Source organism: Kocuria sp. CNJ-770 (assembly GCF_001942375.1).
GTDB lineage: Bacteria > Actinomycetota > Actinomycetes > Actinomycetales > Micrococcaceae > Kocuria > Kocuria oceani.
The window spans coordinates 1-11,622 of sequence record NZ_MKJW01000096.1; the positions used below are offsets into that span (position 1 = coordinate 1).

The window sequence follows — 11,622 nt, forward strand, 5'->3', positions numbered from 1 at the left end:
CGGTTCTTCACCCAGGTGATCTCCGGGGCGAAGGTGTGGGTGGCGGGCACGTCCTTGAACGGGCCCGGGACCACGGGGGCCGGGGCCGGGGCGGCCGGGCGCGCCGGGGCCCTGCCGCCGATCGGCTTGTAGTAGGCGTTGCGCACCAGGTCCTGGAGCTGGGCCGCGGTGCCGCGGTAGACGTTGGCGTCGATCCGCTCGGCGAAACCGGCGTCGGTGTACTGCCAGAAGTCGTAGGTGGACCAGCCGCCCGGGTACCACAGGGGAGAGCTCACGCCGTAGGAGGCGATGTGCAGCGGGTGGTCGTTGAACGCGGTCGAGTTGCCGGTGCAGTCCCGCCACCAGTACGCGTTGGTGTAGATGGCCGGCAGGCGGCCGGTGCGGGACTTGTACCGGTTGGAGAAGTCACGGATCCAGCGCACCATCTCGGCCTGGCTGAAGTTGTAGCACTGGTTGCCGTACAGGGAGGGGTACGGGTTGTTCTCGACGTCCAGCAGACCGGGCAGGGTCTTGCCGTCCGCCGACCACCCGCCGCCGTTGTTGATGAAGTAGTCGGCCTGCTTGGCCCCCGAGGAGTCCCGGGTGGGGATCGCGAAGTGGTACGCCCCGCGGTACATGCCCACGGCCCCGGCGCCGGTGTACTGCTGGTTGAACAGCTGGTTGCGGATGCTGTCGCCCTCGGAGGACTTCACGTAGGCGAACCGCGAGCCCTGGTTCCACAGGCTCGTCCAGTTCAGCGACGGCTGCCAGTTCGACACGTCGGTGCCCTTGATCCCGGCGGGGGCGGAGACCGCCGCGGCCCCTGCGACGGCGTCCTCGCCGCCGGCCGCGCTGCCGGTGGTCGCGCCGCCGAGCTCCGCCGCGGCGCGCGCGGAGCTCTCGACCAGGTCCTCGAAGTGGTGCTCGGACTTGGCCCACTGGCCCATCACGGCGCCGCCGGAGGTCTCGCCCTCGGCCGGCCGGGTGCCGGCGCGCGCCGCGTCGGGGAGGACGGCCTCGCCCGTGGTGCCGTCCACGAGGGTGGAGAAGACCTCGCCGTCGGACTCCACGACCTTGGAGACCAGACGGCCCTGCCGCTCCTCGGAGAGAGTGGTGGGGGCCGCGGCCGTCTCCGTGGCCGCGACCGGGGTCAGAGTGGTGATGGCCAGCACCGCCGCTGTCAGGGCGGCGGGCAGCGTCAATCGGGGGGATGCTTTCACGCTGGATTGCCTAACTCGCATGGATCGTTGGGGGGAACGACTCGTGCAAGGCCATCGGGATGGGGGGAAGATCCTCTGGAGCCACGACGAGTATAAAGGCGCGTTTGCATAAATAATCAATAACGACGCGTCGTGTTACATGCATTTCAATCCAGCCTGGACGGGCCGGTGACGAGCGCGGCTCGGCCGGGTGCGCGTCGGACCGCTCGGCCCGGTCCCGCCGGATACGATGAACCGGACTCGACTCCCGGAGGAGAACCATGCCCCCCACGCGCATCCTGACGGTCTGCACGGGCAACGTCTGCCGCTCGCCCATGGCGGCGGTGGAGCTCGACCACGGTCTCAACGACGTCTCCCCGGGCGGCTTCGCGGTGACCAGCGCCGGGATGCACGCGCTGGTGGACCAGGGCTTCGAGGAGCGGGTGGGCCGGCTGGCCCACGACCGCGGCCTGGACGCCGCCGCCGACCACCGGGCCCGGCAGGTCACCCCGGAGATCCTGCGGGACGTGGACCTGGTGCTGGTCATGGCCCGGGAGCACACCCAGCCGGTGCTCCAGCAGTCGCCGAGGCTGCTCAAGAAGGTCTTCACCCTCCGGGAGTTCGCCCGGATCCTCCAGTACCTCTCCACCGACCCGGAGCTCGACGCCGCCGTCCCGGCCGACCGCGCGGAGCGCTGGGCGTGGCTGGTGCAGCAGGCGCCGCGGCTGCGCCAGCGCGTGCCGGTGCGCCACCCCGAGCGCAACGACGTGATCGACCCCTACCGCCAGGAGGACGCGGTGCTCCGGCAGATGGCGGAGGAGCTGTTCGAGGCCACCGACGCCGTCATCGCGTGGGAGCGGCGCTGCGCCGGGCGGGCGCCGGCGTCCTAGCCGACGGCCCGACGTGCCGTGGTGATCCGCCGGACCGCCATCCGCTCCTCGTCACGGACCCGCTCCAGCGGCCGCGCACGGCCCGGACGCGGACGGAGATCCGGTCGTGCGTCACCGGTGCGTCGCCGGCCGGGCCCGTGGACGTGACGGATCGGTAGCGTAGAGGGCATGACCATCGAAGCGGAGACACCGGAGGAAGCGGCTCGGGTCCGGGCGCTGCACGCGCTGCACGTCCTCGACACGCCCCGTGAGGAGCGCTACGACCGGGTGGTGCGCATCGCCCAGCAGGTCTTCGGGGTGAAGGCCGCCGCGGTGAACCTGATCGATGCCGATCGCCAGTTCACCAAGGCGGAGGTCGGCCTGGACGGTCTGGTCCACGCCACGCGCACCGACTCGCTGTGCGCCCGCACCGTGGAGGCCGACGAACTGCTGGTGGTCCCGGATGCCCGGACCGACGACCGGTTCACGGGCAGCTCATTCATCGCGGACCCGGACCCGGTGCTGTTCTACGCCGGGCACCCGCTGCATGCTCCCGGCGGGGAGCCGGTGGGGTCGCTGTGCCTGGTCGACAGCCAGCCGAGGGAGCTGGACGAGCGGGAGCGGCGTCTGCTGGGCGAGATGGCCGCATGGGTCGAACGCGAGCTGGCCGCGGCCCGGGAGATGGAGCGGGCCGAGCAGGTGCAGCAGATGCTGATGCCCCGCACCGCCCTCACCACGCCGGACATCCAGGTGGCCGGGCGGTGCCTTCCGGCCAGATCGCTGGGCGGTGACTTCTACGACTGGACGGTGCAGGACGACCAGCTGCAGGTCATGGTGGCCGATGTGATGGGCAAGGGCATCCCGGCGGCCCTGCTGGCGGCCTCGGCACGCGCGGTGCTGCGCGGCACGTTCCAGTACAACGCTGCGTCCGAGGCGATGGCTCGCGCCAGCGGGGCGCTGACCCCGCTGCTGGAGGAGGCCGGGGCGTTCATCACCGCGTTCATCGCCCGGTTGGACATCAGCAGCGGTGCCCTGGAGTACATCGACGCCGGTCACGGTCTGGCCCTGGTCCTGCGCCCCGACGGGACATGGCGCCGGCTGACCTCCTCCGGACCCCCACTGGGCGTGATGCCGGGCTGGACCTGGGACCTGCACACCGATGCCCTGGCGCCGGGCGAGACCTTGCTGGTGGTCTCGGACGGATTCCTGGACTTCTTCACCGACCTCGACGAGGCCGTCTCCACCGCCGCGGCGCTGAACCTGGTGGCCGCGACCGCCGAGGAGCTCGTGGTGCTGTGCAGCGACTACGCCGACTCCGCCGTGGCCGAGGACGACACGACCGTCCTGGCCCTGCGCCGTGTCGGCTGAGCCGGGCGAGGACTCCTGACCCCGGGTCCGCGCGGCGACCGCCTCGGCCACCACCTCGCGCGGCTTCGGTGCCTGCACCATGTCCAGCCGACCGGTGCCGGAGATCAAGGCGCGGCCCGGCGACGACCGCTGCGCCCACACTAGGCTGGGTGACCGTGGGCGGGGTTCCCGTGCCGCAGACACCCCCGGGGAGATGATGTGCACCATTTCGTGATTCGCCTGCTGGTCCTGCTGACCGTCATCCTCGGCGTGAACTACGTGACGTGGCGCTGGCTGGAGTCGCTGAACTGGTCGGCGTGGTGGATCGCCGTGCCGCTGGTGCTGGCCGAGACCTACAGCCTGATCGACGTGATGCTGTTCGGCCTCACGATGTGGCGGGTCAAGGAGCGCACGCCCCCGGAGGCCCCGCCCGGGATGACCGTGGACGTCTTCATCACCACCTACAACGAACCGCTGGACATGGTCATGGGCACCGCCCGGGCCGCCCAGCGCATCCGGTACCCCCACGCCACCTGGATCCTCGACGACGGGGCTCGCGAGGAGCTGCGGGAGCTGGCCGAGGCCCACGGCATCGGCTATCTCACCCGCAGCGCGGACTGGGCGGACCGGCCCCGCCACGCGAAGGCGGGCAACCTCAACAACGCCCTGATGCTCACCCAGGGCGAGTTCATGCTCATCCTCGACGCCGACCAGGTCCCGAAGCCGGAGATCCTCGACCGGACGCTGGGCTACTTCAACAACCGCAAGGTCTGCCTGGTCCAGACCCCGCAGTGGTTCGTCAACGTCCCCGATGACGACCCGCTGGGCAGCCAGGCGCCCCTGTTCTACGGTCCGCTCCAGCAGGGCAAGGACGGCTGGAACGCGGCCTTCTTCTGCGGCTCCAACGCGATCCTGCGCCGCGAGGCGCTGATGCAGCTGGGCCTGGTCGGCTACGTGCAGGAGGTCGAGCGCAACATCCGCGCCGCGCTCAAGGGATCGCGCTCCGCGGTGCGCAAGGCACGCCGATCCGCGCAGGCCGCCGACCCGGTGGTCGGCCGCCTGCTCGACGAGGTCGAGCAGGCCACCCGCACGGCCCGTGCGGAACTGCAGTCCGGGCGCTCCTACAGCGAGATCACCTACGACCTGCGGCGCACGGTGGACCGCGCCGTCCAGGAGCTCGTGGCCGCGGACGTCACTGCGCTGCAGGCGGACCTGGCGGAGATCTCCGCGCTGGGGCTGGACGGCGATCACGGGCACCTGACCCCGGAGGAGGTCGAGGCAGCCGTCGAACAGCTCTCCTCCCGGGAGTGGTCCCCGCTCGGGGCGCTGGAGTCCGTGCAGGCGGTGCTCGACGCCATCTCCGTGGAACGCGGCGACGAGGCGCAGCCGGTCATGCCGCTGGCGACGATCTCGGTGACCGAGGACATGGCGACCTCCATGCGGATGCACGCGCTGGGCTGGCGCAGCGTCTACCACCACGAGGTCCTGGCGCTGGGCCTGGCCCCGGAGGACCTCAAGACCATGCTGACGCAGCGCCTGCGCTGGGCGCAGGGCACCATCCAGGTGCTGCTGCGGGAGAACCCGCTGTCCAAGCGGGGCATGAAGGGGACCCAGCGCCTGATGTACTTCGCCACCATGTGGAGCTACCTGTCCGGCTTCACCGCGGTGGTCTACATCGCGGCGCCGATCATCTACCTGCTGTTCGGCGTGCTGCCCGTCAACAGCCTCAGCACGGAGTTCTTCATCCGGTTCATCCCGTTCATGCTGATCAACCAGGTGCTGTTCGCGGTGGCGGGGCGGGGCGCCAAGACCTGGCGGGGACAGCAGTACAGCCTGGCCATGTTCCCCACCTGGATCAAGGCGTGCACCACGGCCGCGCGCAACGTGTGGTTCGGCCGCCCCCTCGGCTTCGCGGTCACCCCGAAGGTGAGGGAGGGCAACAGCCGGGACTGGCACCTGATCCGGCCCCAGCTGATCGCCATGGGCCTGCTCGCCGCGGCGGCGGTGATCGGCATCGCGCGCCTGGCCCTGGGGCTGAACGAGCCGATCGGCACCCTGGTCAACGTCGCCTGGGTGGTGTTCGACCTCGTGCTGCTGAGCGTGCTGATCAAGGCCGTGCGCTACGACGGCTTCACCCCGGAGGAGGAGCCTGTGCACAGCGAGGCCCGATGATGCCGCTCCGTTCCGGAATCACGTCAGGACTGCACCGTCAGAGCCCGCCGCGAGTCAGGCACCGACAACCATGGACCTCCACCGACCGGACCGGCGCTCCGTGCTCACCGCCGCACTCACGGCCGTCCTCGTGACGGCCTGCACGGACAGGACCACCCTCGAGAGCCTCCCTCCCCATCACCGCATCCGCCCGCTGGAGCACGGCGTCTTCCTGCCCCACGGGCCCCAGGACGGGCTGGCCTTCACAGCCATGACCGGTGCCGCACCCCGGTGGATGCTGCTCTTCCGGGACTGGACCCATGAGATGCCGCCGGTGGAGGCCCTCGACGCCGTGCGGACCCAGGGAGCCACTCCCGTGCTGACCTGGGAGCCCTGGGTCGCACCGGCCACGGGCGGGGTGCCCGCGGACGCCGCACAGCAGCCGGCCTTCGCCCTGTCCCGGTTCGCGGCAGGGGACCACGACCATCGCATCAGCACCTGGGCGGAGGCCTTGGCCGCGTGGGGCCACGACGTCGTCCTGAGGTTCGCCCACGAGATGAACGGCACCTGGTACCCGTGGGCGGCAGGCGTCCAGGGCAACACCGCCGAGCAGTACGTGCGGGCCTGGCGGCACGTCCACAGCACGTTCGCGGCGGCCGGGGCCACCAACGTGCGCTGGTGCTGGGCGCCCAACGTCCCCGCCCTCGGCGTGGACACGGGCGTGGACACGGGCGTGGACACGGGCGGCGCTCGGCTGGCCGACTACTTCCCCGGGCAGGACGTGGTCGACGTCCTCGGCATCGACGGCTACAACTGGGGGTCCTCGGAGCCTCCGCTGTCCTGGACCGCTCCCGGAGAACTCCTCGGCCCCGGCCTGGCGGAGCTCCGCGGACTCGGGGCCCGGCTGCCGATCATGGTGACGGAGACGGCGTCGGCCGAGGGGCAGGAGCCCGGGCACTCCAAGGCCGAGTGGATCACCCAGCTCTTCGACTACCTCGTCCGGCAGGGGGACGTCCTCGGGGTCATCTGGTTCCACGAGCGCAAGGAGCGCGACTGGAGCGTGGACTCCTCCGCCGCCGCCCGGGCCGCGTACCGCCGCGCCGTGGCGAGGCTGCGCTGAGCCGCGGCGCACCGGTTCACATCAGGGCGGAGACCAGCCGGCACACGTTGTCGAGGTAGCGGTGGGGCCAGGGCCGGGCCCGCCACTCCTCCAGGGTCAGCTCCCGGCTGATCGCCCGGTACTGCGTGTCGTTGGCCTGCAGCCGGGCCACCAGGTCCCCGCCGAAGGCCAGCAGCATGACCTCGTAGTCCAGGGCGAAGGACCGGAAGTCCAGATTCGAGGACCCGATCATGGCCACGGTGCCGTCGACGGTGAGGTACTTGGCGTGCAGCACCGCCGGTGCCGGGTAGAGGTGGATGTGCACCCCGGCCTCCAGCAGGGCGCGGTAGTAGGAGCGCTGGGCGTGGCCGACGAAGAACTGGTCGGCCTCCGCGCCGACGAACAGGTCGATCCGCACGCCGCGGTAGGCGGCGGTGGTCAGGGCCGACAGCAGCGACTCGTCGGGCACGAAGTACGGGCTGGTGAGCGCCAGCGTCTCGGTGGCCTGGTGCACCAGCGCCGTGAAGACCCGCAGGTTCGGCTCGGAGGGGAACCCCGGCCCGGAGGGGATGAGCTGCATCGCGTGGGCCGGTCCGGAGGGCACCAGGGATGGTGCGTCCACGACGTGCTCGGCCGGCGTCAGGGTCTGCCCGGTCTCCAGGTACCAGTCCGTGGCGAAGACCGCCTCGACCGCCCGCACGATCTCGCCGCGTACCTGGAGGGTCAGGTCGGTCCACCGCCGTCCGGCCCGGGCGTTGCGGGCGCTGCCGTAGGCCGGGTCGATCATGTTGTGCGAGCCGAGAAAGGCCACCTCGCCGTCGACGACCAGCAGCTTGCGGTGGTTGCGCAGGTCCGGGCGGCGCCACCGGCCGCGCAGCGGGGCGATCGGCATCATCAGGTGCCAGTCGATGCCCGCGTCCGTGAGCCGACGGCGGAACGCCCGCCAGCCCGGGTACTTCCGCGACCCGAGGTGGTCCATGAGCAGCCGCACCCGCACGCCGCGGCGCACGGCCTGGGCCAGGGCGGTGAAGAACCGGTCGGTGGTCCCGTCCCAGGCCATGATGTAGAACTCCACGTGCACGTAGGTCCGCGCGCTCGCGACGGCCTCGGCCATGGCGGCGTAGGTGCGGGAAGCGTCGCCGTGCAGGTCCTCGTGGGTCCCGGTGACACAGGGCATCCCGGTGAGCCGGCGGGTCATCCGCAGCACGGACGCCAGCTCGGCGGACGGGTCGGCGCCGGGAGGCACCGTGGGCCGGTGCCCGGTGTGCTCGGCCAGGAGCCGGTTGACCTGTTCCTGGATCGCGTGCCGGCGCCCGCGCACGTAGGGGCTGCCGATCAGCCAGTACAGCGGGAAGCCGACGACCGGCACGAACAGGATCAGCAGCAGCCACGCCGAGGACGAGGAGGGCCGGCGGTTCTCCGGCACCGTGCCGACGGCCACCAGCTTGAGCCCGTACTCCAGGAGCACGAGTGCCACGGTCACCCAGTGCTCCCACCCCATGGAACGCGCCTTTCCCACAGCGCGCGGTGCGCTGCCGCTGTTCTGCAGTCTCGCGTGTCCCGGGCCGGGGCACCAGCGGGCCGACCGGGCGAACTGTGACGACGCCCCAGGTGCGGCCGTGCCGCCGGAGTGGTTAGGTGTGTGCCACGAGGCAGGTGCGAGGCCGGCGGCGGGGCCGACACGACCCGTGCGGCCGCCGCGCGGCGCGACGGCCACCATCCCGGGAGGGGCGCAGTGGAACGGAGCTACTACCAGCGCGGACGGCTCAGGACCGTGGAGCAGATCGAGGACGTCGCCCCGGTGCAGTCCTCGGCCGCGGGGGTCCGGTGGGAGGCCCTGGGGCCGGAGGTCGACGCCGCCGCCCTCGGAATGCCGGAGGACTGCATCGAGGCGTTCCACCGGGCGGGCTGGGTCTTCGTGCGCCCCACCCTCGGCACCACCCGGCTCGTCGCGGAGCCGCGGGCGGACGGGACGGCACCGCCGGCCGGGGTCCTGGTCAGGCGCCAGGACGGCCGCTACGGGATCGTCACGCGCCGCCTGGTGGTGCAGCTGCTGCAGGAGATCCCCGAGGAGGACGCCGCCGCCGTCCTGGCGGAGCTGGACCTGGACGAGGTGGGACGGCTGCGCTTCGCCCCGAACCTCTTCGAGGTGGACGCCACGGCCTATCCGGACGCCCTCGACGCCTCCGTGGCCCTGCACGAGGACCCACGGGTCACCCTCGCCGAGCCCAGCTTCCAGGAGCACGTCCCCGGCCGGGCCGCGCCGGCCGATCCCCGCTACCGGGAGCAGTGGCAGTGGTCGAACAGCGGGCAGACCGGCGGCACGCCCGGCGCGGACGTCGCCGCCGAGGCCTCCTGGGAGCGCACCCGCGGGGCCGGCGTGCGGGTGGCCGTGATCGACAACGGCTTCCTGACCACGCACGAGGACCTGCGGGACGGGGTGCTGGGCACGTCCGGGTACTTCACCGACCCCGGCCCGGCACCCGGCGCGCGGCCGCGGTTCGTGCCCGGCACGGCCGGCATGCCGTCCGGCGACCACGGGACCTTCTGCGCCGGGATGGTCGGCGCCCGGCAGGGCAACGACCGGGGCGGCTCCGGGGCCGCCCCCGAGTGCGGGCTGGTGCTGCTGGCGTGCCTGCCGGACCAGGTCGGCGACCAGACGACCCTGGCGCGGGCGGTGGCCTACGCCGCCGATCCGTCGTCGGAGGTCCCCGGGGCCGATCCGGGGTCCGGGGCCGACATCGTGGTCTGCAGCCTGGGCCCCAACGACGCCGCGTGGGAGCTGGCCACCGTGCTGGACCTGGCGCTGGCCTCGGTGGCGCGCGGGGCCCGCGGCGGCGCCGGCATGGCGGTCTTCTGGGCGGCCAGCAACGGGCGGAACGTCGACGTGCTCGAGGACGAGGTCGTCTCCCACCCGGACGTGGTCGCCGTGGTGCGCTCCACCCACGAGGACCTCGAGGACCACGCGGCCCGGGGCCCGGCGGTCGAGCTGATCGCGCCGGGCGTGGACGTGCTGAGCACCGGGGGCGACGGCGGCTACCACGTGGCCACCGGCACGAGCTTCGCGGCCCCGTGCGCGGCCGGCTGCGCGGCCCTGGCGCTGGCGGTGAACCCCGGGCTCACCGGGGCGCAGCTGCGGGCGGTCCTGCGGCAGTCCGCGGCGAAGATCGGCGGCGCGTCCTATGACGACGCCGGGCACGACGACGACTACGGCTACGGGCGGGTCAGCGCCGCGGCCGCCGTGCAGGCGGCCGAGGCCCTGCTCCCCGCGCCGGTGAAGGAGATGTCATGAGCGAGGACGTTCCGACCGAGGACGTGGTGGGCGGCGGGCCGTTCCTGCCCCCGCTGATCCACGTGGAGGTCCACGGGGCCGCGCTGGGCGACCTGCGGGACTTCGCCCGGGAGACCGGCGCGGACCTGGGCTGCCGGGCCACCCCGCGGCGGGAGGCCGAGGGCTGGACGGTGGACGCCTACCTGCCGGAGGACCGGCTCGAGGCCGCCCGCAGCGCCCGCTCCGGGGCCCGCGTGCGGCTGGAGGTCCGGGAGAACGCGACCGCCGTGGGCCGGGAGCGCCAGGCCGAGGTCGGCACCGGCAACCGGTTCCTCGCCCGTGTCGCGGCGGCGGGCGAGGCGGTCCGCGGCCGGGCGGCACCGGGTGGAGCGGCACCGGGAGAAGCCGCGGGCGGTGAGGCCGGCCGCGGCGCGGCCACCGTTCCCGGCACGCAGCTGCGTCCCGTACGGGGGCTGGGGGGAAAGCGCTGATCGCCATGAGCTACCTCAACGTCGACGAGATCGAGACGGCCCTGCAGTCCCTGGCCGCCGAGTACCCCGGGCTCACGGAGCTCATCGAGCTGCCGCACCGCACGCACGAGGGCCGGCGCGTGCGGTGCCTGCGCATCGGGGCCGATCCGCAGCGCCCCGGGGTGCTGCTGCTGGGCGGGGTGCACGCCCGGGAGTGGGTGCCGCCGGACGCGCTCGTGTCCCTGGCCGCGGACCTGCTGGAGGCCGCCACCCGCGGCACGGGCCTCGACTACGGGGACCACCGGGTGCCCGCCGACCAGGTGCGGCAGGTGCTGGAGGGCACCACCCTCTACGTCGTCGCCTGCGTCAACCCGGACGGGCGCCGGCACAGCCAGACCGCCGAGCCCATGTGGCGCGGAAACCGGCGCCCGCACCCGGCCGGCGGCCTCTGCACCGGGGTGGACGTCAACCGCAACTTCGACTTCCTCTGGGAGCACACCGCGAAGTTCCACCCCGACGCGGACGTGGCCACCTCCGCCGACCCCTGCGACCCCCGCCAGGTCTACCGCGGGCCCGCGGCCGCCTCGGAGCCGGAGACCCGCAACGTCGTGCACCTGCTGGACACCCGTCCGGGGATCCGCTGGCACGTGGACGTGCACAGCTTCGTGCCGGTGATCCTGCACAACTGGGGCAGCGACGAGCACCAGAGCACGGACCCGGAGCAGAACTTCCGCCATCCCGCCTTCGACGCGCTGCGCGGGATCCCCGGGGACACCGCCTACCGGGAGTACCTCCCGGCCGCGGACCTCGAGGCCGAGCTGGCGCTCGGGGCGCGGATGAGCGAGGCGATCCGGGAGGTGCGCGGGGACGAGTACCCGGTGGTGCCGGCCTTCGGCGGGCTGTATCCCACCTCCGGGGCCAGCGACGACTACGCCTACAGCCGGCACTTCAGCGACCCGTCCCGGACCCGGGTGCTGGGCTTCACGATCGAGTGCGCCCACAGCTTCCAGCCGCCCTGGGCCGAGGCCGAGCAGGTCATCCGTGAGGTGTCCGCGGGCCTGCTGGCGCTCGCCGTGGCCGTCACCGGCCTGGCCGGGACCGAGGACCGCGCCGCCGAGGACCGCGGTGCACCGGAGCGCAGCGCCCCCGACCGTGCGGACACGGGGCGGGAGGGCCCGGCATGAGCATCGTGGTCGCCACGCCCACCGGGCACGCCGTCGGCAGCTCCCTTCACGAA

9 protein-coding genes are annotated in these 11,622 nt (G+C 72.9%); 7 read left to right on the plus strand and 2 right to left on the minus strand.

Annotated elements, in window-relative coordinates; all coding sequences use genetic code 11:
• A partial coding sequence (locus tag BJF77_RS10030; RefSeq protein ID WP_187347269.1) for a lysozyme occupies positions 1-1,199 on the minus strand: 1,199 nt, incomplete at its 3' end.
• A 260-nt stretch (positions 1,200-1,459) separates the two neighbouring features.
• On the opposite strand from BJF77_RS10030, the gene BJF77_RS10035 reads away from it, so the two are divergent.
• The 4 genes from BJF77_RS10035 (at position 1,460) to BJF77_RS10055 (ending at position 6,665) form a co-directional block, all read left to right on the plus strand.
• On the plus strand, positions 1,460-2,068 hold the full coding sequence (locus BJF77_RS10035; protein WP_075872064.1) for a hypothetical protein: 609 nt from the start codon (positions 1,460-1,462) through the stop codon (positions 2,066-2,068).
• A gap of 168 nt (positions 2,069-2,236) precedes the next feature.
• A complete protein-coding gene (locus BJF77_RS10045) occupies positions 2,237-3,415 on the plus strand; it encodes a PP2C family protein-serine/threonine phosphatase (RefSeq protein ID WP_075872066.1) in 1,179 nt (392 codons plus the stop codon).
• 198 nt (positions 3,416-3,613) lie between these two features.
• The gene (locus tag BJF77_RS10050; RefSeq protein ID WP_075872067.1) at positions 3,614-5,566 is read left to right on the plus strand and encodes a glycosyltransferase; all 1,953 of its coding nucleotides are present in this window, start codon (positions 3,614-3,616) and stop codon (positions 5,564-5,566) included.
• Between the two features lie 70 nt (positions 5,567-5,636).
• Positions 5,637-6,665, plus strand: a complete 1,029-nt coding sequence (locus BJF77_RS10055; protein WP_075872068.1) for a glycoside hydrolase family 26 protein — start codon at positions 5,637-5,639, stop codon at positions 6,663-6,665.
• Between the two features lie 16 nt (positions 6,666-6,681).
• Here BJF77_RS10055 and cls read toward each other — a convergent pair whose 3' ends face one another.
• Complete coding sequence (gene cls, locus BJF77_RS10060) at positions 6,682-8,145, minus strand: cardiolipin synthase (RefSeq protein ID WP_075872069.1); 1,464 nt, start codon at positions 8,143-8,145, stop codon at positions 6,682-6,684.
• 234 nt (positions 8,146-8,379) lie between these two features.
• On the opposite strand from cls, the gene BJF77_RS10065 reads away from it, so the two are divergent.
• From BJF77_RS10065 to BJF77_RS10075, 3 genes are read left to right on the plus strand one after another with little or no spacing between them, the layout of a single operon-like run.
• Positions 8,380-9,936 (plus strand): S8 family serine peptidase, encoded by a 1,557-nt coding sequence (locus BJF77_RS10065; RefSeq protein ID WP_075872070.1) that lies wholly within the window; start codon positions 8,380-8,382, stop codon positions 9,934-9,936.
• A complete protein-coding gene (locus tag BJF77_RS20560) occupies positions 9,933-10,406 on the plus strand; it encodes a hypothetical protein (RefSeq protein ID WP_075872071.1) in 474 nt (157 codons plus the stop codon). Before BJF77_RS10065 ends, BJF77_RS20560 begins: the two co-directional genes overlap by 4 nt.
• A 5-nt stretch (positions 10,407-10,411) precedes the next feature.
• The gene (locus tag BJF77_RS10075) at positions 10,412-11,569 is read left to right on the plus strand and encodes a M14 family metallopeptidase (protein ID WP_075872072.1); all 1,158 of its coding nucleotides are present in this window, start codon (positions 10,412-10,414) and stop codon (positions 11,567-11,569) included.
• Positions 11,570-11,622 lie beyond the last annotated feature (53 nt).

Bases quoted from the DNA above. Each gene is read 5' to 3' on its own strand.
- BJF77_RS10035 (WP_075872064.1), top strand. From the start codon at position 1,460: ATGCCCCCCACGCGCATCCTGACGGTCTGCACGGGCAACGTCTGCCGC.
- BJF77_RS10045 (WP_075872066.1), top strand. From the start codon at position 2,237: ATGACCATCGAAGCGGAGACACCGGAGGAAGCGGCTCGGGTCCGGGCG.
- BJF77_RS10055 (WP_075872068.1), top strand. From the start codon at position 5,637: ATGGACCTCCACCGACCGGACCGGCGCTCCGTGCTCACCGCCGCACTC.
- cls (WP_075872069.1), bottom strand. From the start codon at position 8,145: ATGGGGTGGGAGCACTGGGTGACCGTGGCACTCGTGCTCCTGGAGTAC.
- BJF77_RS20560 (WP_075872071.1), top strand. From the start codon at position 9,933: ATGAGCGAGGACGTTCCGACCGAGGACGTGGTGGGCGGCGGGCCGTTC.
- BJF77_RS10075 (WP_075872072.1), top strand. From the start codon at position 10,412: ATGAGCTACCTCAACGTCGACGAGATCGAGACGGCCCTGCAGTCCCTG.